Origin of the sequence: Streptomyces candidus, assembly GCF_014207445.1 — a bacterium.
GTDB lineage: Bacteria > Actinomycetota > Actinomycetes > Streptomycetales > Streptomycetaceae > Streptomyces > Streptomyces candidus.
Genome location: NZ_JACHEM010000001.1, coordinates 158347 through 180976 on the forward strand (window position 1 = coordinate 158347; position 22630 = coordinate 180976).

Consider the following 22630-nt stretch of genomic DNA (forward strand, 5'->3'; position numbering starts at 1 on the left):
GGGTTACAGCGCGCCCTTGGTCGACGGGAGGATGCCGGCCGCACGCGGGTCGCGCTCGGCGGCGTAGCGCAGGGCCCGCGCCAGGGCCTTGAACTGGCACTCCACGATGTGGTGCGCGTTGCGCCCGTAGGGCACGTGGATGTGCAGGGCGATCTGCGCCTGGGCGACGAACGACTCGAAGATGTGCCGGGTCATCGTCGTGTCGTAACTGCCGATCATCGGCGCCATGTTCTCGGGCTCGGTGTGCACGAGGTACGGGCGGCCGGAGAGGTCGACGGTGACCTGCGCGAGCGACTCGTCGAGGGGGACGGTGCAGTTGCCGAAGCGGTAGATGCCGACCTTGTCGCCGAGGGCCTGCTTGAAGGCGGCGCCGAGCGCCAGCGCGGTGTCCTCGATGGTGTGGTGGGTGTCGATGTGCAGGTCGCCGTCCGTCTTGACCGTGAGGTCGAAGAGGCCGTGGCGGCCGAGCTGGTCGAGCATGTGGTCGTAGAAGCCGACACCGGTCGACACGTCGACCTTGCCGGTTCCGTCGAGGTCGATCTCGACGACGACGGAGGTTTCCTTGGTGGTGCGTTCGACGCGTCCGACGCGGCTCATGTGCTCTGCTCCTTCTTGAGGGCGCGTACCGCTTCGAGGAACGCGTCGTTCTCGTCGGGGGTGCCCGCGGTCACCCGCAGCCAGCCCGGTACTCCGTTGTCCCGGACCAGGACCCCGCGGTCGAGGATCTGCTGCCAGACGGCGTGGGAGTCCTCGAAGCGTCCGAACTGGACGAAGTTGGCGTCCGAGTCGGTGACCTCGTAGCCCAGTGCGCGCAGTTCGGCAACGAGCCGGTCCCGCTCGGCCTTCAGCTGTTCGACGTACCCCAGCAGCGTATCCGTGTGCTCCAGCGCGGCGAGCGCGGTGGCCTGGGTGACCGAGGACAGGTGGTACGGCAGGCGTACGAGCTGCACGGCGTCCACCACGGCCGGGTCGGCGGCCAGGTAGCCGAGCCGCAGCCCGGCGGCGCCGAACGCCTTGGACATGGTGCGCGAGAGCACCAGGTTCGGCCGGCCCGCGATCAGCGGGAGCAGCGAGGCGCGGTGGCTGAATTCGCCGTACGCCTCGTCCACGACGACCAGCGAGGGCTTGGCGGCCTGTGCCGCCTCGTACAGGGCGAGGACGGTGTCCGCCTCGACGGCGGTGCCGGTGGGGTTGTTGGGGGAGGTGATGAAGACGACGTCCGGCCGGTGTTCGGCGATCGTCCTGCGGGCCCGCTCGACGTCGATGGTGAAGTCGTCGTTCCGCGGGCCGGAGAGCCAGCCGGTGCCGGTGCCGCGCGCGATGAGCGCGTGCATCGAGTAGGACGGCTCGAAGCCGAGGGCGGTGCGGCCCGGGCCGCCGAAGGTCTGGAGCAGCTGCTGGAGGACCTCGTTGGAGCCGTTGGCCGCCCAGATGTTTGCGACGGTGACCGGGTGTCCGGCCGTCCGGGTCAGGTACCGGGCCAGTTCCGTGCGCAGCTCGACCGCGTCCCGGTCGGGGTAGCGGTTGAGGTCGCGGGCCGCCTCGCGGACGCGCTCGGCGATGCGCTCGACGAGGGCCTCGGGCAGCGGGTACGGGTTCTCGTTGGTGTTCAGCCGTACCGCTACGTCGAGCTGCGGGGCACCGTACGGGGACTTGCCGCGCAGCTCGTCGCGGATCGGGAGGTCGTCGATGCCGGTCACGTGGGCACCTTCCATCCGAACCGTGCCTTCAGGGCCGCTCCGTGCGCGGGCAGGTCCTCCGCCTCGGCCAGGGTCACCACGTGGTGGGTGATCTCGGCGAGCGCGTCCTTCGTGTAGTCCACGACGTGGATGCCGCGCAGGAAGGACTGCACGCTGAGTCCCGAGGAGTGGCAGGCGCAGCCGCCGGTGGGCAGGACGTGGTTGGAGCCGGCCGCGTAGTCGCCCAGCGAGACCGGGGACCACGGGCCGACGAACACCGCGCCCGCGTTGCGCACCTTTTCGGCCACCCGGGCCGCGTCGGCGGTCTGGATCTCCAGGTGCTCGGCCCCGTACGCGTTGACGACGGCGAGGCCGTCCTCGACCGTTTCGACGAGCACGATCGCGGACTGCTTGCCGGTGAGCGCCGGAACGATCCGCTCGTCCCGGTGCTTGCTGACGGCGACCTGCGCCTCCAGCTCCCTGGCCACCGCGGCGGCCAGCTCCTCGCTGGTGGTGACCAGGACCGACGCGGCGAGCGGGTCGTGCTCGGCCTGGCTGATCAGGTCGGCGGCGACGTGCACCGGGTCGGCCGTGCCGTCCGCGAGAACGGCGATCTCGGTCGGTCCGGCCTCGGAGTCGATGCCGATGACACCCGTGAAGTAGCGCTTGGCGGCGGCCACCCAGATGTTGCCCGGGCCCATCACCATCGGTGCGGGCGGGCAGGACTCGGTGCCGTACGCGAACATCGCCACGGCCGTGGCGCCGCCCGCCGCGTACACCTCGTCGATGCCGAGCAGCGCGCAGGCGGCCAGGATCGTCGGGTGCGGCAGTCCGCCGAACTCCTTCTGCGCGGGCGAGGCCAGCGCGATCGACGGGACCTCGGCCTCCTGCGCCGGCACCACGTCCATGATCACCGACGACGGGTACACCGACCGCCCGCCGGGCGCGTACAGCCCGACGCGGTCCACCGGCACCCAGCGCTCGGTGACCGTGCCGCCCGGCACGACCTGCGTCGTCCCGGTGGTACGGCGCTGGGCGCGGTGCACGATGCGGGCGCGCCGGATGGACTCCTCCAGGGCGGCGCGCACCTTCGGGTCCAGGGTCTTGAGCGCGTCGGTGATCGCCTGGGCGGGGACCCGGACCTGCTCCAGTGCGACCCCGTCGAACTTCTCCGCGTACTCGATCAGCGCCGCGTCGCCGCGATGATGCACGTCCTCGCAGATCGGACGCACCTTCTCCAGGGCGGCCGTCACGTCGAAGTCGGCTCGGGGCAGCAGGTCGCGCAGGGCCGTGCCCTCGGGGAGGGCACCGCCGCGCAGGTCGATTCGTGAGATCACACGGTCAATTCTCTCAGACCTCTTCCGGCCACAGGACGCCCGTATCACTGGCTGATACAGGCCACAAGACGCCACCGGCGTCCCGGATGTCCTCGGTGACCACTAGCGTGCACTGCGTTACGTACGGGAGCGAGGGGGGCAGGGGTGTCCGATCCGCAGCAGGACCCGGAGGCGCCGGACTGGCTGAGCGCGGCGGAACGGGGCATGTGGCAGGCGTTCCGCAACGGCAGCGCGTACGACCTGCGGGTGCACGACCCGCTGGCCGACGACCCGATGGTGGACCGCCCGTGGGGCCCCGAGCGCACCGTGCGCGCCCGGGTGATGGCGTTGCTGCTGCTCAGCGGACCCGATGCCCGCCCCGGGCGGGTCGCCGCGCTCAAGGTGCGCGGGGTGCAGATCGAAGGTGTGCTCGACCTGTCCGGCGGGACGGTCTCCCCGTACGTCGAGTTGCACGGCTGCCGTTTCGACAGCGAACTGCTGCTCCCGGAGTGCCGCTTCAGCACCCTGCGCCTGGTCGGCTGCGCGTTTCCCCGGCTGGAGGCCGCCCGGCTGCACACCGAGGGCGACCTGCACCTCCCCCGCTGCCGCGTCGAACGCGGGATACGCCTCACCGACGCGCAGATCGGCACCGACCTGCTCATCAACCAGATCGTCGTCCACCGCGACCGCAACGACCGTGCCATCGCCGCCGACGGACTCAACGTCGCCCAGGACCTGCAGGCCGAACTGATCGAGTCGTACGGGGAGGTCAGCCTGCGCGGCGCGAGGATCGGCGTCTCGATGAGCCTGCGCGGCAGCCACCTGCGCAACCCCTACGGAAAGCTCGCGCTGAACGCCCCGCAGCTGACTGTGGAGCGCACCCTCTACCTGACCCCGGCGGGCCTGTCCTCCGCCGCGTACGGCAACACCACTCCCCCGTACGGCATCGGCCGGGGCCTGGGGCACGTGCCCGTGCGGGGCATGCGGGTGCAGCGCTTCGAGTGCGAGGGCGGGGTGCGGCTGGACGACGGGCGGTTCGGGGACGCGGTCGACCTGCAGGAGGCCCGCTTCACGATGGAGGACGACCAGGAGCTGTCGCTGCGCCGCATCCAGGCCCCCGAGCTGCGTTTCCTGTGCGAGCGTCCGGAGCGCGGAAAGGTCGTGCTGTCCGGCGCGAAGATCATCACCCTGGTCGACAGGTCGACCAGCTGGCCGGGGCCCGGCAGGCTCTCGATGGGCGGCTTCGTGTACGAGACCCTGGTCCCCCTCGGTCACTTCCCGCTCGTCCGCCGCCTGGAGTGGGTCACGGCGGCCACCGCCGAGTACGCCCCGGAACCCTACGAACGCCTCGCGGCCGTGAAGCGGGCCGGCGGCGAGGACTCGGAGGCCCGCGAGGTGCTGCTCGCCAAGCAGCGGCGGCAACGGGAGACGATGCCGCCGGCCGGCAAGGCGTGGGGCTACCTCCAGGACTGGGTGGTGGCGTACGGATACCGCCCGGGGCGGGCCGCCCTGTGGATGGCGGTCCTCTGGGCGGCCGGCACGTTCGCCTTCTCCCGCTACGACCCGGAGCCCATCAGCCCCGGCCAGCACCCGCAGTGGAGTGCCCCGCTCTACGCCCTCGACCTGCTCGTCCCGGTGATCAACCTGGGCCAGGACGGCCACTGGCGGCTGGAGGGCGGCTGGCAGTGGGCCGCCGCCGTCCTCATCCTCCTGGGCTGGATCCTCGCCACCACGGTCGCCGCCGGCGCCTCCCGCCTCCTGCGCCGGGGCTGACACCCGCCCGCAACCCGGTTCCACTCCCCCCACACCCCGGTCACCGCGCCCTCTCATCCACCCCCTTTCTTTACCGTCCCTTGACCGGGTCCCGTACAACCTTCCCGCCGCCACCAAAGCTTCACACCCCACCCCTAGCAAGCCCCTCACCTGCGGTTTTCAATGGTTGAACCATGTCATTCCTTCGCGCGCTGCTGAGCTCCGCCCGCCTGGCCCGCCGCTCTCCCCAGCGCGCCGCGCACGCCGTCGCCGCCCCGTCGCCCGGCGACCGGGCGGCGTTCGGCGACGACCTGCTGCTCGACGCCCCCGACGACCGGATCGCCCCCGCTCTGGTCGCCGCCGCCCACGGCTCGTACACCCCCGCCTCGGAACTCCTCGCCGCCACCCGCGAGCGCGCCGAGTGGGAGGACCGCGACCGCTACACGCTGCGTCTGGCCACCTTCGCCCACCACCGCCAGGACTGGCTCACCGACTGGCTGCTGGCCGCCCCGCACAACCCGGACGCACTCCTCGTGCAGGCGGAGCTGGAGGTCAGCCGGGCACTGGATCTCCCCGCCCCGGCCGACCGCCTGCGGCCGGCCCGCCCGCTGATCGACGCGGCGGCCTCGGGCTCCCCCCGCGACCCGGTGCCGTGGCGGATCGCCCTGGACCACGCCCGCGGCGCCCAGGCCGGGCACGACACGTTCGAGGGGCTGTGGGAGCAAGCCGTGCGGCGCTCCTCGCACCACTACGGCTGCCATGTGGCCGCCCTGAAGTACCTGGCCGCGCAGGGCTCCACGTACCGCGAGTGCTTCGACTTCGCCGAGCAGGCCGCCGAGGAGGCGCTGCCCGGCTCGCTGATCCAGGCGCTGCCGCTGCGGGCCGCGTTCGCGCTGCTCGCGGACGGTACCGCCGCGCCGGCGCTCGCCGTCGACCTGGCCGCCCGCGTCGACAAGGCCGCCGATCTGGCGATCGCGCTGTCTGCGGAGTACGACGGGGGCGACCCGTGGGCGGCGGAGATGCGCAACGTTCTGGCATACGTGCTGGCGGGCCGGGAGCGGTGGACGGAGGCACTGGCAGAGTTCCGGCAGATCGGCCCGCACGCGACCTCCTTCCCCTGGGCGTCCCTGACCGACGACCCGCTCGGCCGTTTCCTCGAAATCCGGGAGACGGCACGCACCCTGGCGGTCGCCGACCCACCGCCCGCGCCGGACCGTACGAGGCCGGAGGAGGCCCGTCGGTGGACTCCCGGCCGCAGCAGGTCCGACGGCCATTACGCTTGACCGCTGTGACCACCGTTCGCCTTCCCCTCTTTCCGCTGAACTCGGTTCTGTTCCCGGGCCTCGTGCTGCCGCTGAACGTCTTCGAGGAGCGATACCGTGCCATGATGCGCGACCTGCTCAAGTCGGCCCCCGGGGACGGCGAGGACGGTGCCGCCCCGGAGGACGAGGAGCCGCGCCGGTTCGCCGTCGTCGCGATCCGCGACGGCCGGGAGACCGCCCGTACCGCCACCGGCATGCCCGACGACCCCACGGCGATGTCGGACAAGGGCCCCGCGGCCGGCTTCGGCGCGGACCCCGCCCAGGCCTTCCACCGGGTCGGCTGCGTCGCGGACGCGGCGACGATCCGCGAACGCGAGGACGGCAGCTTCGAGGTCCTCGCCACCGGCACGAAGCGGGTGCGGCTGCTGTCCGTGGACGCGACCGGCCCCTACCTCACGGCCGAGCTGGAGGAGCTGGAGGAGGAACCGGGCGACGAGGCGGGCGCACTCGCCGAAGGCGTGCTGCGGGCCTTCCGCAACTACCAGAAGCGGCTGGCCGGAGCCCGCGAGGCGACCCTCACCACCTCCGCCGACCTCCCCGACGAGCCGTCGGTGGTCTCCTACCTGGTGGCGGCGGCCACCATGCTCGACACCCCGACCCGCCAGCGCCTCCTCCAGGCGCCGGACACCGCGACCCGGCTGCGCGAGGAGCTGACCATCCTCCGCACCGAGTCGGCCCTGATCAGGCACCTGCCGTCCATCCCCGCGGAATCCCTGACCCGCGCCCCCACCTGCCCGAACTGACCTCAGGAGTGCATACGTTGGCCAAGTCCGCGAAGAAGAAGCAGGCCCAGACGTCCGGCGGGACGCCCGCGACGGTCGCACTGACAGCGGCGGGGACGCCCCATACCCTGCACTCCTACGCGCACGACCCGGCGGCGCCCTCGTACGGCGAGGAGGCGGCACAGGCCCTCGGCGTCACCCCGGACCGCGTCTTCAAGACCCTCGTCGCCGACGTGGACGGCGCGCTCACGGTGGCGGTCGTCCCGGTCGCGGGCAGTCTCGACCTGAAGGCGCTCGCGGCGGCCGTGGGCGGGAAGCGCGCCACGATGGCGGACCCGGCGGCGGCCGAACGCACCACGGGGTACGTCCGGGGCGGCATCTCCCCCCTGGGCCAGCGCAAGCGCCTGCGCACCGTGCTGGACTCGTCCGCCTCCGCGCACCCCACCATCTGCGTCTCGGCGGGCCGCCGAGGCCTGGAGGTCGAACTGGCCCCCGCCGACCTGACCACCCTCACCGGAGCCACGCTCGCCCCCATCAGCCGCCCCTGAGCAGCCACCCCCACGCATCCCGGCGACCCCGCGCGCGGGGAGGGCGCGCTCCACGTCGGCCCCCTTGGGCGACAGGGCCGCACGCTGCCCGACAGCCCCGCGTACAGGGAGGCCGCGCCCTACGTCAGCCCCCTTGGGCGGCGGGGCCGCCCCCCGGGGGCGGAACGGGCGGGCAAGGGGGCGGCCCCCCACCGGAGGTGCGCCCTCCCGCCCTACGCCCCCGCAACTCCCGTGCCGCCCCCGCCCTACCTGGGCCCGGCCTCTCCCCCGGACACGGCCCCGGGCGCCGCCCCACCCCCAGGCCGCCCGACCCCGTCCGAAGCCCCGGCCCCGCCCGAAGTCCCGTCCACAGCTCCGGACCCGGAACCGGCCTCACCATCCGCCCCCGCCTGCACTCCCGGCGCCCCGTAATACGCCCCCCACTCGAACGCCGGCTCCGGATCCCGCACCCCCCAGACCGCCGTCAGCCCCAGATGCACCAGCACGGCCACGAACGGCCATGCCAGCAGCGCCCCCTTCGCCTCCAGCTTCAGCGGCGCGTCGAAGACGACCTCGGTACCCACCGTCTTGGCGTGCGCGACCACGTCCGCCGTCGGCCCGAACCAGCCCCCGGCCATCCACCCCAGCCACGACCCGAACAGCCCGCCCAGCAGCAGCGCCACCACCACCGGCACCCCGCCCCGCCGGTGCAGCCAGAAGACGACGGCCCCGCTGACCAGCCCGAAAAGGACCCCGAGCAGGACGAAGGTGCTCTCGGCCCCGGCCGCCTCCTCGCCTTCGGTGTCCTTGAGGAAGACCGCCTTGTCCGTGGACACGAGCGGCACCTTGGGCGCCAGCCACGCCCACAGCAGGCCCAGTGCCAGCCCGGCCACGGCCATCACCACCAGTACGACCACGGCGCGCCGGATGTCCGTGGCAAGGTCGGGGTCGCCTTCGCCGGAACCGTCGGCCGAGGGCGCCGTGGGCGTCGTCCCCTCCCCGTACCCGGCAGACGTCTGCCAGGGGTCGTGGGGCGAAGGCTGGTGAGGCGGTGTCAGAGGTGCGGTCACCCTGACATCGTGCCAGGCGCGCCGGGGCCGCGCCTCACCGGACGGCCCTCCGGGAAATCCGCCGCTCAGCGCACCGCGGCCCGCCGGTAGGCCCACGTCGCGACCCCCAGCGACACGATCCCCACCCCGGCGCACACGCCGAGGTCCCGTACGACCGCCGCCCAGTCGGGGTGCGCGTCGAAGGTGCGGGCGAAGGCCTCCACTCCGTACGTCGAGGGGAGCAGATCCCGTGCGTAGGAGATCACGGCGGGCATCCGCTCGCTCGGCAGCACGCCCAGCAGCAACGCCGCGGACATGCCCAACTGGCCCAGCAGCGTCGCGAGTTCGGGACGCGGGGCGAGCAGTCCGAGCGCCGCGCCGAGCCCGGCGAGGGCCGCTCCCGCCAGCGGGATCACCGCTGCCAGTACCCAGAGGTTCCCCATCGGCAGCCCGAACAGCGCGCATCCGACACCCGCCGTCACGAGCGTCCCGGGCACGGTGAACGACGCGTACGCCGCTGCCGCGCCCAGTACGACGGACGCGGGCGGCACCGGCAGCGTCGCGTAGTGGTCGAGCCCGCCGCTCGCCCGGAGCTGCCCGAAGTACTGGGCGAGGAGGTTCAGCGCCACGAAGGCGACGACGAGCACGCTGGACCCGGCCACCACGGCCCGCGCCTCGTTGCCGCCGTCCACGACCCCGCGCATCAGGATCATGATGCCGACGGACTGGAAGGTCGCCACGAACAGCAGCGGGATCCGCGCCACCCGCGCCCGCGACAGCTGCGCCCGGTACACGGCGGCCAGCGAGGGCAGGAACCGCGCGCGGGGAGCCAGCTCCGCCGCCTCGCACGGGGCGGGCGATGCGGCGCTCGGCGTTGTCGCAGCCTCCGTCGCATCCGTACCGATACCCGTCCCCGCCTCGATCTCAGACACCGCGCTCACGCCTTGACCAGTCCTTCCGTGCGCCCGCCGCCGAGCGCGAGGTAGACGTCCTCCAGGCTCGGGGTGGCCAGCGTGAAGTCGTCGAGGGCGGCGAAGGCCGCGCCTCCGGTGACCGCGGCGACCGCGGCCCGCGCCTCGTCCGGGGCGAGCCGGAGCGTCCAGCGCCTGCCGGACTCCTGCACCCGGTCCGCCCCGAGGCCGCGCAGCGCGGCCACTTCGGGCACGTCGAGCGGGGCCCGTTCCCGCCACACAAGTTCCACCCGTACCTCGTCGGCGACCCGCGCCTTGAGCCCGGCGGGGGTGTCGCAGGCGATGACCCGCCCGCGCTCCAGGACGGCGACCCGGTCCAGGACGGTCTCCGCCTCGATGACGTTGTGCGTGACGAGCAGGACGGTGGCGCCGCGTTCGGCCCGCCGCCGGTCGACGGCCGACCACACCGCGCGCCGGGCGACCGGGTCCATGCCGGTCGTCGGCTCGTCGAGGACGAGCACCGGCCGCTCCCCGACCAGCACGGTCGCGAAGCACGCCAGCCGTCGTTGCCCGCCGGACAGTTTCTTCAGGGGCTTTCCGGCGATCGCGGTCAGCCCGAGTTCTTCGAGTACGTCGTCCCGCTCGCTCCGCGCGTCCCTCGCGGCGAGCCCGCGCAGCCGGCCCGTCGTCTCGACGGCCAGTGACACCGTCAGCTCGTCGAGGGCGGTGCTCTCCTGCCCGAGGTAGGCGAGGAGGCGCGAGGCCCGCTCGGGGTGGCGCACGAGGTCGTGGCCGAGCACGTCGACGCGGCCGGCGTCCGGGCGCATCAGACCGGTGAGCTGCCGGACGAGAGTGGTCTTGCCGGCGCCGTTGGGGCCGAGCAGGCCGAAGATCTCGCCGCGCCGGACGGTCAGGGAGATGCCGTCGCTGGCCCGTACCTCGGGTACCGCGGGCGCGCCGCGCCGGGCGCGGGCCGGGGGGTACACCTTGAGGAGGTTCTCGACCGCGCACACGACGGAGCCGGCCCGTCCGTCGTGGGGGGCCGGGGCGGTGCCCACCGGACCCGCTTCAGCCGCTGCTGTGCCCGTACTCACGAGCCACGAGCCTACGTGGTCCCGGGCCGTGCGGGGTGCGCCGGGTCCCTCCGCGGGCGTACGGGCGGGGCGCCCCGGAACGTCCGCGGGGGGCGGGCCGGGGAACGGGCCGCGGCGGCGCGGCGGTTCTGGCGCGGTCCGTGCGCGCACGGCCGCCCGGGTGGTTCAGTCCGACGACGCCGTGGCGTGTTCCGCCGCCGCCCGGACGTCGATCTCGCGCCAGAAGCCGGCCCTGATCGCGTACCGGTCGTGCTCGTCGATCTGGTCGTCCTTGTGGGCGAGGAGTCCGAAGCGGGCCGCGTACCGCAGGAGCTCGCCGTCGATGCGGTGCGGGATGCGCGGGTACATCGTCGACAGCTTCTGGGTGTGGCCCGGCTCCGGGAGGCGTTCCATCCAGCGCCGGGCGAAGACCTGGCCGACCTCGAAGGGGTCGCCGCCGACCGTGGTGATGTCCTCCTCGCGGTCCGCCCAGCGCTGCTCCGCACTGGTGAGCTGGGCGAGGGTGGGCAGCGAGGCCGTCTCGGGCGGCTCGCCGACGGAGGAACCGCCGGGGCGCTCGACCCAGCCCCGGTCGGAGGACCAGCGCAGGGTGGCGCCGGCCGGGGGCGGGGTCTGGGGGTGCTGCGGGTGCGGGGCGGGATGGCTGCCCGGACCGCGCAGCCCGGCCAGGTCCTTCGGCGTCGGAACGCCCTTGACCGTACCGGCGGCGGGGGCCTGGGAGCCGTTGCGGGAGGGCGCCGCGGGGGCGCTGTCCCCGTTGCGGGCCGCGGCCTGCGCATCGGCGCGGGCCGCGGTCTCCCGGGCCTGTGCCTCCGCCTGTGCGGCGAGCGCGGACTCCGGCAGCGGGGCGGAGAGGATGGCGGCGATCTCGGGGCGGGGCGCGGGCGGGGGGGCGCAGTTGCCGCCGTACTCCTTGGCGCGTACGGCCCTGGTGATCCACACCCGGTCCAGGACGCGGCGTTCGTCGGCCTCCGCGACCAGGTCCTCGGACTGGTTGTAGTCTCCGTCGGCGGCCTGTACCGCCCACAGGTGCACGGCGACGCCGTGCTCCTTCGCGGACATCAGCCCGGGGAGCAGATCGCCGTCCCCGGTGACCAGGACGATGTCGGAGCAGGCGCGATTTCTGGCCAGTTCGGTCAGTTCGGCGTGCATGGCCGCGTCCACGCCCTTCTGCGCCCAGCGGCCGTCGCTGCGGGTCAGCGCCCCCAGCCGTACGGTCACCCGGGGCATGACGCGCAGCCTGCGGTGCTCGGGCTGCGGCACGCGGTCGGGGGCGCCGTCGAACCAGTAGATGCGCAGCAGCGGCTGCTGGGTGTCGGCTTCGGCCCGCTCGCGCAGACCCTGGATGAGGGCGGCGTGATCGACGGTGATGCGCGAGCGGGCCGGCTCTCCGGCCAGCAGACTCGCGGCGGCGCCCAGCAGATAGCCGGCGTCCACCAGGACGACGCAACGGTCCACGCGTTCCACCCTCTTTCTGAACCTCGGAAGAAATACTTTCGAAGTACGCGAAAACAAAGGACACGGATCGGGAGACGTACGGGTTTTCATCGAGTCTGCCCGACCTCGAAGGGCTTAACGGCCGGAACTCGATCATCGGCGTGGCGGGGAGCGAAGTTCCCGGGAAGTTAGCCCCGATGGCCGTCCCTTACGTACCGTGATGATCCAAAATGCGCGGTCTGCCCCGCTGTGTGAGTCTGATCCCGGCCCTGGCACCGAGCCCTTTCAGGAGGCATTCGATGGCCAAGAACAAGAATTCGCGCAAGCAGAGCAGCCCGCAGGACCGCGCCTCGCAGCAGGCGGAGAAGAGCGGCTCCTTCGACACCGAGTCGCAGGTGCAGTCCCCTCCGCAGGGCAGCCCCGCGGATGTGGCCCGCAAGCACCAGAAGCGTTTCGGCCACAACTGATCCATGGTTTTAACGCGAGAGGCGCGCCCCTGTGCACGGGGGCGCGCCTCTCCTTCGTTCTGTGCCCCGCGCGGATTCGTCCTGTGCCCTGCGCGGGCGTCGTGCGGTCCGCGGCGGTCCGATGTGCCGCGCGGGCGCCGTGCGGCCTGCCGAGGGTGTCAGCCCGTCAGGCAGCTCGGGCCGAGCAGCACCTTCAGGTCGCCGAAGAGCGAGGGGTCCGCCGTCACCCGGTGCCGGTCGAGCCGCAGCACGGTCGTGCTGCGCGCCCCCTGCAGCTTGATCCGTACCTCCGTGTTGCCGCGGTGGCTCTGCAGGATCTCGCCGAGCTTGCTGACCATCGGCGGGGTGACCTTGACGGTCGGGATGGTCAGCACCACCGGGGCGTTGGTCCCGGCGTGTGACAGGTCGGGGACCTGCATCTCCATCGCGACCAGACGCGGCACGTCCTCGCGCTTGTCGAGCCGCCCCTTCACGAACACGACGGTGTCCTCGACGAGCTGGGTGGAGACGAGCTGGTAGGTCGCCGGGAAGAACATGCACTCCAGGGAGCCCGCCAGGTCCTCGACCGTGGCGATGGCCCAGGCGTTGCCCTGCTTGGTCATCTTGCGCTGGAGGCCGGAGATGATGCCGCCGACGGTGACGACCGCGCCGTCCGGGTAGTCGCCGCCGGTGAGCTGGGAGATCGCCGCGTCGGCCTTGTCGGACAGGACGTGTTCCAGGCCGAAGAGCGGGTGGTCGGACACGTACAGGCCGAGCATCTCGCGTTCCTGCGCGAGAAGGTACGCCTTTTCCCATTCGACGTCCGAGAACTCGACGTCGAGTCCGAAGCCGGGCTCGCTGCTGTCCTCCTCGCCGCCGAAGAGGTCGAACTGTCCTTCGGCCTCCTTGCGCTTGACCTGCACCACGTTGTCGATCATCGGTTCGTGGTGGGCGACGAGTCCCTTGCGGGTGTGCCCCAGCTCGTCGAAGGCGCCCGCCTTGATGAGGGATTCCACGGTGCGCTTGTTGCAGACCACGGCCTCGACCTTGTCGAGGAAGTCGGGGAAGGAGCTGTACTTCCCCTTGGCCTTGCGGCATCGGATGATCGAGTCGACGACGTTCTGGCCGACGTTGCGGACGGCGGTGAGGCCGAAGAGGATCACGTCGTCGCCCTGGGCGGCGAAGTTCGACTCGGACTCGTTGACGTTGGGCGGCAGCACCTTGATGCCCATGCGGCGGCACTCGTTGAGGTAGACGGCAGACTTGTCCTTGTCGTCCTTCACCGAGGTCAGCAGGGCTGCCATGTACTCGGCGGGGTAGTTCGCCTTGAGGTAGGCGGTCCAGTAGGTGACCAGCCCGTAAGCGGAGGAGTGCGCCTTGTTGAACGCGTATCCGGCGAAGGGGACCAGCACGTCCCACAGGGCCTGGATCGCGGCGTCGGAGTAGCCGTTCTTCTTCGCGCCCTCCTGGAAGAGGACGAAGTTCTTCGCCAGTTCCTCGGGCTTCTTCTTGCCCATCACGCGGCGCAGGATGTCGGCCTCGCCGAGCGAGTACCCGGCGATGATCTGGGCGGCCTTCTGCACCTGCTCCTGGTACACGATGAGGCCGTAGGTCAGGCCGAGCGTCTCCTTCAGGGGCTCTTCGAGCTCCGGGTGGATCGGCGTGATCTCCTGGCGGCCGTTCTTGCGCTCCGCGTAGTTGGTGTGGGAGTTCATGCCCATCGGGCCCGGCCGGTACAGGGCCGAGACGGCGGAGATGTCCTCGAAGTTGTCGGGCTGCATCTGGCGGAGCAGCGAGCGCATGGGGCCGCCGTCGAACTGGAAGACGCCGAGCGTGTCGCCGCGGCAGAGCAGTTCGAAGGTCTTCGGGTCGTCGAGCGGCAGGGAGAGCATCTCCAGGTCGATGCCCTTGTTCGCCTTCACCATCTTGACGGCGTCGTCCATGATGGTGAGGTTGCGCAGGCCCAGGAAGTCCATCTTCAGCAGGCCGAGCGACTCGCACTGTGGGTAGTCCCACTGCGTGATGGTGACGCCGTCGGTGTGCCGCACCCAGATCGGGGCGTGGTCGACGATGGGCTCGCTGGACATGATCACGCCGGCCGCGTGCACGCCCATCTGCCGTACCAGGCCCTCGACGCCCTTCGCGGTGTCGATGACCTTCTTCACGTCCGGCTCGTTTTCGTACATCCCCCGGATCTCGCCGGCCTCGCTGTAGCGCGGGTGCTTGGGGTCGGTGATGCCGGAGAGGTCGATGCCCTTGCCGAGGACGTCGGCGGGCATGGCCTTGGTGAGCCGGTCGCCCATCGCGTACGGGTAGCCCAGGACGCGCGCGGAGTCCTTGATGGCGTTCTTCGCCTTGATCTTTCCGTACGTGCCGATCATGGCGACCTTGTCGGCGCCGTACTTCTCCGTCACGTACCGGATGACCTCGACGCGCCTGCGCTCGTCGAAGTCGATGTCGACGTCGGGCATCGAGACGCGCTCGGGGTTGAGGAAGCGCTCGAAGATCAGGCCGTGGGTGATCGGGTCGAGGTCGGTGATGCCCATGGCGTACGCGACGATCGAGCCGGCCGCCGAGCCCCGGCCGGGACCGACCGCGATGCCGTTGTTCTTGGCCCACATGATGAAGTCGGCGACGACCAGGAAGTACCCCGGGAACCCCATCTGGATGATGATGTCCATCTCGTACTCGGCCTGCTTCTGCCGGTCCTCGGGGACACCGCCGGGGTAGCGGCGGGCCATGCCGCGGCGGACCTCCTCCTGGAACCAGGTGACCTCGGTGAAGCCGTCGGGGATGTCGAACTTCGGCATCAGGTCGCGCTTCTCGAACATGCCGGTGGTGTCGATCTGCTCGGCGACCAGCAGCGTGTTGCGGCAGCCCTCCTGCCAGGCGTCCGAGGAGTCGATGGCGTACATCTCGTCGGTCGTCTTGAGGTAGTAGCCGGTGCCGTCGAAGCGGAAGCGGTCCGGGTCGGAGAGGTTCTTGCCGGTCTGGATGCACAGCAGGGCGTCGTGCGCGGTCGCCTCGTGCGCGTACGTGTAGTGCGAGTCGTTGGTGACCAGCGGCGGAATGCCCAGTTCCTTGCCGATTCTGACCAGGTCGTCGCGGACCCGGCGCTCGATCTCGATGCCGTGGTCCATCAGTTCCAGGAAGTACCGGTCCTTGCCGAAGATGTCCTGGTAGTCGGAGGCGGCCTGTCTGGCCTCCTCGTACTGGCCCAGGCGCAGCCGGGTCTGGAGCTCGCCGGAGGGGCAGCCGGTGGAGGCGATCAGGCCCTCGGACCACTGCGAGATGGTCTCGCGGTCCATCCGCGGCCACTTCTGGAGCCAGCCCTCGGCGTACGCGTCGGAGGACAGCCGGAAGAGGTTGTGCAGCCCGGTCTTGTTCGCCGCCCAGATCGTCTTGTGGGTGTAACCGCCGGAACCCGAGACGTCGTCGCGCTTCTGGTGCGGCTGGCCCCACTGGATCTTGCGCTTGTTGCGCCGGGACTCCGGGGCGACGTACGCCTCGATGCCGATGATCGGGGTGACGCCCGCCTTCTGCGCGGAGTGGAAGAAGTCGTACGCGCCGTGCAGGTTGCCGTGGTCGGACATCGCGATGTGCGTCATGCCCATCTCGTTGCATGCCTGGAACATGTCCTTCAGCCGCGCGGCACCGTCCAGCAGCGAGTACTGGGTGTGGACGTGGAGGTGCGTAAAGGGCGGCTTGGTCACGGCGGGGGCCTCCGGTGCTGCGGTCGGTGACGGGGCGGGGAACGAGTGGATCGGGCAGGCTGGAAGTCTACTTCGGAGGACCGACAGACCCCCGGGCACTCAGCGGTACGGTCGTGCGTTGAACCGGTCAGCAGACCTGTCCCACTTGTCCCGCACGCACAGTCGCGTCATGCACCAGGAGGCCCCGGCGATGTCGGTTCCGCAGACAGAAGCCGCCCAGCGCGGCGAGCAGATTCTCGCCGTGTTCGACACCGCTTTCGGGCAGCTGCTGGCCGCCGATCCGGCCGCGTTCCGCGTCAAGTTCCGCAAGATGGCGGCCTCCGCGTTCGCCTTCTACCGGGGCACCGCCTCCCTGTTCTACGCCGACCAGGAGCGCGAGGAGCACACCGGCCCCTACCTGGACGAGCGGACCTCCCGGGTGTGGATCCACGGCGACCTGCACGCCGAGAACTTCGGCACGTACATGGACGCCGAGGGCCGTCTGATCTTCAACGTCAACGACTTCGACGAGGCGTACGTCGGCCCGTTCCTGTGGGACCTCAAGAGGTTCGCCGCCTCCGTCGCGCTGATCGGCTACCAGAAGGCGCTCGGCGACGACCAGATCACCGATCTCGTACGGGTCTTCGCCGCCGCCTACCGCGAGCGCATCCACCAGCTCGCCACCGGCGCCAAGAACGACGAGGTGCCGCCCTTCACCCTCGACACCGCCGAGGGCGCGCTGCTCGGGGCGCTGCGCGACGCCCGCTCGCTGACCCGGTTCGGCCTGCTGGACTCGATGACCGAGATCCGCGACTTCGAGCGGCGTTTCGCGGCCGGCGGCGGGACCGTCGACCTCGACGCCGCCACCCGCTACAAGGTCCTCGCCGCTTTCGACGGCTACCTGGAGACGCTGCCCGAGTCCTCGCTGACCCGCCCCGACTCCTACCGCGTCAAGGACGTCGTGGGACGGCGCGGCATCGGCATCGGCTCCGCCGGGCTGCCCTCGTACAACATCCTCCTGGAGGGCAACAGCGACGCCCTGGAGAACGACGTGATCATCTACATGAAGCAGGGCCAGACCCCCGCGGTCTCCCGGCACATCACCGACCGCGCCGTCCGCGACTACTTCCAGCACGAGGGCCACCGCACGGTCATCTCCCAGCGCGCCCTCCAGGTGAACGCCGATCCGTGGCTGGGCTGGACCGAGCTGGACGGCCAGGGCCAGCTGGTGGCCGAGGTGTCGCCGTACGCCGTCGACCTGGACTGGGCGGACATCGACGAGCCGGACGAGATCGCGGCCGTCGTCGCCGACCTCGGCCGGGCGACCGCCACCATGCACTCCGCGGCCGACGACGAGAGCGGCCACTCGCTGGTCCCGTTCTCCACCGAACGCGCCATCGACGCGGCCATCGCGGCCGACGAGGAGGGCTTCGGCGATCTCCTGGTGGACTTCGCCCACAGCTACGGGGCGCGGGCGCGGCGCGACCACCAGATCTTCGTGGACCTGTTCCGCAACGGTCGGATCACAGGTCTCTAGCGCTGCGACGTCCCTTGCGGGCGGCCGTGGCACACTCACTGCGATGGGCATATCCAGGACTCCGCTGAGAACCTTGCGGGCAGCACTCTTCACGGCACTTCTCGTGACGCTGTCCGTGGGTTCGCACGTGCTGCTGTCCGGAGCTCCGCTGCCCCCGGTCACGGTCGCGGTCGTCGGTGCCGCCGTGTTCGCCCTCGCGTACGCGCTGGCGGGACGCGAGCGCGGCTTCGGCCGCATCGCCGCCCTGCTGGTGCCGCTGGAGCTGGCGGCGGACACCCTCTTCACCGCCGGGCAGCACGTCTGTTACGGGCCGTCCGGCGGGCCCGTCGCCGGCGCGCTGCGCACCTTCGGCCTCGATGTGCTCTGCGCCGGCACGCCGCTCGCCGCCCCCTTCGTCCACACCGGTCCCCGCGAGGACCTCACCGCCCTGCTGGCCTCCCCCGACCCCACGCTGCCCTGGCTGCTGCTCGGGGCGCACGTGGCGACCGGGCTGCTGGCCGCGCTGTGGCTGCGGCGGGGCGAGGCGGCGCTGGCAGGGCTCCTCCGGACGGCCGCGGTGTCCGCCCTGGGGCCGTTGCTGCTCGCGGTGGCGTCCACGGCCGGTGCTCCGCCCGTACCGGAACCCGCGCGGCCGGCCGGGCGCCGGAACGCGGCCGGGTTGCTGCTGCGCTCACGGCTGCTGGTGCACTGCGTGGGCAGGCGCGGGCCGCCCGCCGCCGCGTTCGCCCCCGCCGCCTGAGCCCCGGGTCGCCGACCCCGGCCGGGCCAGTCCCCGCACGGCAGTCCAGTAATCACGGAGTTGGAACGATCATGAGCGCACGCAACAACCAGGCGAACAAGCAGGCGGCCCGCGAGCGGCTGCGCATCGAGCGCGAGCGCCAGGCGAAGAAGGACAAAACCAAGCGGCAGCTGGTCGTCGCCGGGTCGGTCGTCGCCGTCCTCGCGATCGCCGGCGGTGTCGGCTACGGCGTCATCCAGGCGAACAAGCCGAAGGCCTGGGAAGCGGCCAAGGAAGCCCCGGTGACCAAGCCCGCCAACAGCTCCGGCGAGAACGGCACCACGGTCGTCGTCGGCAAGGCCGACGCGAAGAAGACGCTGGAGCTGTACGAGGACCCGCGCTGCCCGAGCTGCGCCGCCTTCGAGCAGGCGAACGGCGAGCAGATCAAGAAGGACGTCGAGGCCGGCAAGTACAAGGTCCAGTACATCGGCGCCACGTTCATCGACAACATGGCGGGCGGCGAGGGCTCCAAGAACGCCACCAGCGCCCTGGGTGCGGCCCTGAACGTGAGCCCCGAGGCCTTCCTCTCCCTCAAGGGCGCGCTGTACGCGCAGAACAACCACCCGGACGAGCGCGAGGACAAGTTCGCCGACGACAACTACCTGATCAAGGTGGCCGACCAGATCCCCGCCCTCAAGGGCAACAAGAAGTTCCAGGACGCGGTCAAGGGCGGCACGTACGACGCGTGGGCGCTGAAGATGTCGGACAAGTTCGACGACAGCGGGATCAAGGGCACGCCGACGCTGAAGATGGACGGCAAGACCGTCGTCAAGGAGGGCACCGAGGCCGCGCCGATGGCCCCGGCGGACTTCCAGGCGGCGATGGAGAAGGCCCTCAAGGCCTGACGCTCCCTCACCTCGCGGGCACGTCGGGGCATCGCCCGGCCGACGGGTGGACGAACTTTCCCCGTTCGTCCACCCGTACGACCTACCGATCAGTAGTGTGATCGGCCGTGACCAGTCGAACCTCTCCTGCCACGGGTGTCCCCTCCGCGACCCGGACCCCGTCCCGCCGCACCGCTCTCAGAGCCGTCGCCGCCACCGCCGCGGTCCCCGTCCTCGTGGGCGGCGCGGCCGCTCCGGCCGCCGCGGTCGCCTCGGGGGCGACCGCACAGGCGTCCGCGTTCCTCCACGGTGTCGCCTCCGGCGATCCGCTGCCCGACGGCGTCCTGCTCTGGACCCGCGTCACCCCCGTACTCGAGGCGGTGCCCGGCTCCGGCCAGGGGCCGGACACCGCGGTCGGCTGGGAGGTCGCGGAGGACCGGGACTTCGCCCGTGTCGTCGCCCGGGGAACGACGACCGCGAGCGCCGCGACCGACCACACCGTCAAGGTCGACGTCAGGGGCCTGCGCCCGGAGAGCGCCTACTGGTTCCGCTTCTCCTGCGGCGACGTCCGCTCACCGGCGGGCCGCACCCGCACCACGCCCGCCGCCGACTCGGCGACGGAGGGCGTCCGCTTCGGCATGGTGTCCTGCGCCAACTGGGAGTCCGGCTTCTTCTCCGCCTACCGGCACCTGGCGGCCCGCTCCGACCTGGACGCGGTCCTGCACCTGGGCGACTACCTCTACGAGTACGGGGCCGGCCAGTACCCCGAGCCCCAGTACGCCGTACGGCAGCACGAGCCGAAGCACGAGATCGTCACGCTCGCCGACTACCGCGCCCGGCACGGCACGTACAGGACGGACCCCGACCTCCAGGCCCTGCACCACCGGCACCCGGTCGTCGCCATCTGGGACGACCACGAGTTCGCCAACGACGCCTGGTCGGGCGGCGCGGAGAACCACACCCCGGGCGCCGAGGGCGACTGGGCGGAGCGCGTGGCCGCCGCCAAGCAGGCCTACTTCGAGTGGATGCCGGTGCGCGCCTCCACCGAGGGCACCGTCTACCGCCGGCTGCGCTGGGGCAGGCTCGCCGACCTGCTCCTGCTGGACCTGCGCGCCTTCCGCTCGCAGCAGGTCCCGGTCGGCAGCGGCGCCGTGGACGACCCGGACCGCACGCTCACCGGCCGGGCCCAGCTCGACTGGCTGAAGGGACACCTGGCCTCCTCCGACGCCGCCTGGAAACTGGTCGGCACCTCGGTGATGATCTCGCCGGTGGCCTTCGGCTCGCTCCCCGCCCACCTCCTCAAGCCGATGGCGGAGCTGGTGGGCCTGCCCCGGGAGGGTCTGGCGATCAACACCGACCAGTGGGACGGCTACACCGACGACCGCAAGGAACTCATCGGCCACCTCACCGGCAAGGGCGTCCGCAACACCGTCTTCCTCACCGGCGACATCCACATGTCCTGGGCCAACGACCTCCCGGTGAAGGCCGCCACCTACCCGCTCTCGGGTTCGGCGGGCGTCGAGTTCGTCGTCACCTCCGTGACCTCCGACAACCTCGACGACATGCTGCGCGTCGCCCCGCACACCGTCTCGCTCGCCGCCGCGACCGCCGTCAGGGCCGCCAACCGGCACGTGAAGTGGCTGGACATGGACTCGCACGGCTACGGCGTCCTGAACGTCACCGCCGGGCACACGCAGATGGACTACTACGCGATATCCGACAAGACCCGCAGGGACGCGACCAGTTCGTGGATCAGGTCCTACCGGACCCGTTCGGGTACGCAGCGGGTGGAGCGCGTGTACCAGCCCGTACGCTGATCCGCATGAACGGGGGCGAGGGCCGGGACGGCACGGGCGGCAACAGGGACAGCGGCGGCAGCGGCGAGGAGGCCGGGCGGCGGATCGTCGACGGCCGGTTCGAGCTGCTGGAGCTGCTCGGCAGGGGCGGCATGGGCTCCGTGTGGCGGGCCCGCGACCTGGCGCTGCACCGCGAGGTCGCGCTCAAGGAGGTGCGGCCCCCCGACCCGGCCCTCGCCGCCGCCGACCCGACGGCCTCGCGCAACCTGCGGATGCGGGTGCTGCGGGAGGCCCGTGCGCTGGCCCGGATCAACCACCCGAACGTGGTGACGATCCACCACATCGTGGGCGGCGCGGACCCGGATATCGGCACGGGCGGGCCCAGCCCCTGGCTCGTGATGGAGCTGCTGCCCGGCCGGTCGCTGCACCAGCGCCTGGAGAGCGGGCCGCTGGCCTACCGGGAGGCGGCCCGGCTCGGCCGCCAGGTCCTGGCCGGGCTGCGCGCCGCGCACGCGGCCGGGATCCACCACCGGGACGTGAAGCCGGCGAACGTCATGCTCCGGCCGGACGGCACGGCCGTCCTCACCGACTTCGGCATCGCCGCCCTCGTCGACGCCTCCCCGCTGACCGTGACGGGCGAGTTCATCGGCTCGCCCGAGTACATCGCCCCCGAACGCGTCCGCGGCGCGGACGACTCCGCGTCCAGCGACCTGTGGTCGCTGGGGATGCTGCTGTACGTCGCGGTGGAGGGCCTCAGTCCGATGCGGCGCGGCAGCACCCTGGCCACTCTGGCCGCCGTACTGGACGATCCGGTTCCGCCGCCGCGGCTGGCCGGGCCGCTCGGCCCCGTGCTGGCCGCGCTCCTGGTCCGCGACCCGGCCGCTCGCCCCGACGGGGCACGGCTGGACGCTCTGCTGGCGGACGTGGAGGCGGGGCGCCGGCCCGACGCCGGGGCGGGCGCCGGGGCGGGGCCGGTGACGCCGACGGCACGGGACGGCATGCGGCCACCGCCCGTTCCGTCCCCGTACGCGCCCACGTTGGGCCCTGGACCCCTCCCGAGCGCCACCACCGCCCCCTCCCACGGTCACGGGCCGCCCGCCGGGCGGCGACGGCACCGGGCGCTGACCGTCGCGGGTGCGGTCCTCGCCCTGGCGCTGGTCGCGGCGGGCACGTACGTACTGGCCAGGCAGCAGGAGCCGGGGCCGCGCACCGACGCTTCCACCACCACGGGCGCCTCCGCCGCGACGGGCGGCGGCTCCGGCGTCCCCGCCCCGCCCCTCCCCGCGTCCGCCACTTCCCCCTCGTCCGGGGCGTCCGCCTCGAACCCGGCGGCGGCCACGTCCCGGACGGCCGCCGCCCCCACGCGGGCCCCGGAGCGCCCGCCCAGCAGGCCCGCGCCGTCGGCCGGTCCGGCCGACGCGTGGATCGCCCAGCTGCACTCCGCCCCGGTCCCGGCGGGCCGGGCCGCGCTGGAGAGCAGCCTGGCCTCGATCCGGCGGCAGGTCCCGGAGGCGCGGGTGCTGCGCAGCGACGACTTCGCGTCCCTGCGCCCCGGCTACTGGGTGGTGTACGCGCCCGGCCCGTTCGAGAGCGGCCGTGCCGCCCTCGCGCACTGCGCCTTCCGCGGCCGCCCGGCCGCCGACCAGTGCGTCGGCCGCTGGCTCAGCCACGAGGCGGCCGACCGCGTCTACCTGTGCGGCCCGCCCGCGAACAGGCCGAAGGGCCGCTGCACCCGCCCGTAGGACGCA

General features: G+C 72.3%; 18 protein-coding genes. 10 read left to right on the plus strand and 8 right to left on the minus strand.

Going from position 1 to position 22630, the window contains the following annotated elements; translation table 11 throughout:
* Positions 1–3 precede the first annotated feature (3 nt).
* From hisB to hisD, 3 genes are read right to left on the minus strand one after another with little or no spacing between them, the layout of a single operon-like run.
* Positions 4–597 carry an imidazoleglycerol-phosphate dehydratase HisB gene (hisB, locus tag HNQ79_RS00670; RefSeq protein ID WP_185025646.1) on the minus strand — a complete coding sequence of 198 codons (594 nt, stop codon included), beginning with the start codon at positions 595–597 and terminating at the stop codon, positions 4–6.
* Complete coding sequence (locus HNQ79_RS00675) at positions 594–1700, minus strand: histidinol-phosphate transaminase (RefSeq protein WP_311772280.1); 1107 nt, start codon at positions 1698–1700, stop codon at positions 594–596. The genes hisB and HNQ79_RS00675 overlap by 4 nt, the downstream gene beginning before the upstream one ends.
* Positions 1697–3016, minus strand: a complete 1320-nt coding sequence (gene hisD / locus HNQ79_RS00680; RefSeq protein ID WP_185025652.1) for a histidinol dehydrogenase — start codon at positions 3014–3016, stop codon at positions 1697–1699. The genes HNQ79_RS00675 and hisD overlap by 4 nt, the downstream gene beginning before the upstream one ends.
* 204 nt (positions 3017–3220) lie before the next feature.
* On the opposite strand from hisD, the gene HNQ79_RS00685 reads away from it, so the two are divergent.
* The 4 genes from HNQ79_RS00685 (at position 3221) to ybaK (ending at position 7339) form a co-directional block, all read left to right on the plus strand.
* A complete protein-coding gene (locus tag HNQ79_RS00685; protein WP_221507211.1) occupies positions 3221–4768 on the plus strand; it encodes an oxidoreductase in 1548 nt (515 codons plus the stop codon).
* 173 nt (positions 4769–4941) lie between these two features.
* Entirely contained in the window at positions 4942–6030 is a 1089-nt protein-coding gene (locus tag HNQ79_RS00690; protein WP_229923162.1) for a hypothetical protein, read from the plus strand.
* A gap of 5 nt (positions 6031–6035) precedes the next feature.
* Complete coding sequence (locus tag HNQ79_RS00695) at positions 6036–6812, plus strand: LON peptidase substrate-binding domain-containing protein (RefSeq protein WP_185025657.1); 777 nt, start codon at positions 6036–6038, stop codon at positions 6810–6812.
* Positions 6813–6829: 17 nt separating this feature from the next.
* Entirely contained in the window at positions 6830–7339 is a 510-nt protein-coding gene (gene ybaK / locus HNQ79_RS00700) for a Cys-tRNA(Pro) deacylase (RefSeq protein WP_185025659.1), read from the plus strand.
* Between the two features lie 245 nt (positions 7340–7584).
* On the opposite strand, the gene HNQ79_RS00705 is transcribed toward ybaK, so the two are convergent.
* The 4 genes from HNQ79_RS00705 to HNQ79_RS00720 form a co-directional block, all read right to left on the minus strand.
* Positions 7585–8388, minus strand: coding sequence for an ABC transporter permease (locus tag HNQ79_RS00705; protein WP_185025661.1), 804 nt, complete (start codon positions 8386–8388; stop codon positions 7585–7587).
* Positions 8389–8453: 65 nt separating this feature from the next.
* Positions 8454–9200: an ABC transporter permease gene (locus HNQ79_RS00710; protein WP_221507213.1), complete on the minus strand. Its 747-nt coding sequence runs from the start codon at positions 9198–9200 to the stop codon at positions 8454–8456.
* A 104-nt stretch (positions 9201–9304) separates the two neighbouring features.
* A complete protein-coding gene (locus HNQ79_RS00715) occupies positions 9305–10291 on the minus strand; it encodes an ABC transporter ATP-binding protein (RefSeq protein WP_185026515.1) in 987 nt (328 codons plus the stop codon).
* A gap of 246 nt (positions 10292–10537) precedes the next feature.
* On the minus strand, positions 10538–11839 hold the full coding sequence (locus tag HNQ79_RS00720; RefSeq protein ID WP_185025663.1) for an NYN domain-containing protein: 1302 nt from the start codon (positions 11837–11839) through the stop codon (positions 10538–10540).
* Positions 11840–12108: 269 nt separating this feature from the next.
* Between HNQ79_RS00720 and HNQ79_RS00725 the strand changes: the two genes are divergently transcribed.
* Entirely contained in the window at positions 12109–12276 is a 168-nt protein-coding gene (locus HNQ79_RS00725) for a hypothetical protein (RefSeq protein ID WP_185025666.1), read from the plus strand.
* A 158-nt stretch (positions 12277–12434) separates the two neighbouring features.
* Here the strand turns inward: HNQ79_RS00725 and dnaE are convergent, their stop codons facing one another.
* Positions 12435–15968, minus strand: a complete 3534-nt coding sequence (gene dnaE, locus HNQ79_RS00730) for a DNA polymerase III subunit alpha (RefSeq protein WP_185025668.1) — start codon at positions 15966–15968, stop codon at positions 12435–12437.
* A 190-nt stretch (positions 15969–16158) separates the two neighbouring features.
* Here dnaE and HNQ79_RS00735 point away from each other — a divergent pair, with 190 nt between their 5' ends.
* The 5 genes from HNQ79_RS00735 to HNQ79_RS00755 all read left to right on the plus strand — a co-directional run bounded on the left by HNQ79_RS00735 (position 16159) and on the right by HNQ79_RS00755 (position 22624).
* Positions 16159–17484 carry a DUF2252 domain-containing protein gene (locus tag HNQ79_RS00735; protein ID WP_185026517.1) on the plus strand — a complete coding sequence of 442 codons (1326 nt, stop codon included), beginning with the start codon at positions 16159–16161 and terminating at the stop codon, positions 17482–17484.
* 43 nt (positions 17485–17527) lie between these two features.
* Positions 17528–18223, plus strand: a complete 696-nt coding sequence (locus tag HNQ79_RS00740; RefSeq protein WP_185025670.1) for a hypothetical protein — start codon at positions 17528–17530, stop codon at positions 18221–18223.
* Positions 18224–18294: 71 nt separating this feature from the next.
* Positions 18295–19107, plus strand: coding sequence for a thioredoxin domain-containing protein (locus tag HNQ79_RS00745; RefSeq protein WP_185025672.1), 813 nt, complete (start codon positions 18295–18297; stop codon positions 19105–19107).
* A 107-nt stretch (positions 19108–19214) separates the two neighbouring features.
* Positions 19215–20903 (plus strand): alkaline phosphatase D family protein, encoded by a 1689-nt coding sequence (locus tag HNQ79_RS00750; RefSeq protein WP_185025674.1) that lies wholly within the window; start codon positions 19215–19217, stop codon positions 20901–20903.
* A gap of 5 nt (positions 20904–20908) precedes the next feature.
* Positions 20909–22624: a serine/threonine-protein kinase gene (locus tag HNQ79_RS00755; RefSeq protein ID WP_185025676.1), complete on the plus strand. Its 1716-nt coding sequence runs from the start codon at positions 20909–20911 to the stop codon at positions 22622–22624.
* Positions 22625–22630 lie beyond the last annotated feature (6 nt).

Bases quoted from the DNA above. Each gene is read 5' to 3' on its own strand.
- hisB (WP_185025646.1), bottom strand. From the start codon at position 597: ATGAGCCGCGTCGGACGCGTCGAACGCACCACCAAGGAAACCTCCGTC.
- HNQ79_RS00685 (WP_221507211.1), top strand. From the start codon at position 3,221: ATGTGGCAGGCGTTCCGCAACGGCAGCGCGTACGACCTGCGGGTGCAC.
- HNQ79_RS00690 (WP_229923162.1), top strand. From the start codon at position 4,942: ATGTCATTCCTTCGCGCGCTGCTGAGCTCCGCCCGCCTGGCCCGCCGC.
- HNQ79_RS00725 (WP_185025666.1), top strand. From the start codon at position 12,109: ATGGCCAAGAACAAGAATTCGCGCAAGCAGAGCAGCCCGCAGGACCGC.
- HNQ79_RS00735 (WP_185026517.1), top strand. From the start codon at position 16,159: ATGTCGGTTCCGCAGACAGAAGCCGCCCAGCGCGGCGAGCAGATTCTC.
- HNQ79_RS00740 (WP_185025670.1), top strand. From the start codon at position 17,528: ATGGGCATATCCAGGACTCCGCTGAGAACCTTGCGGGCAGCACTCTTC.
- HNQ79_RS00745 (WP_185025672.1), top strand. From the start codon at position 18,295: ATGAGCGCACGCAACAACCAGGCGAACAAGCAGGCGGCCCGCGAGCGG.
- HNQ79_RS00755 (WP_185025676.1), top strand. From the start codon at position 20,909: ATGAACGGGGGCGAGGGCCGGGACGGCACGGGCGGCAACAGGGACAGC.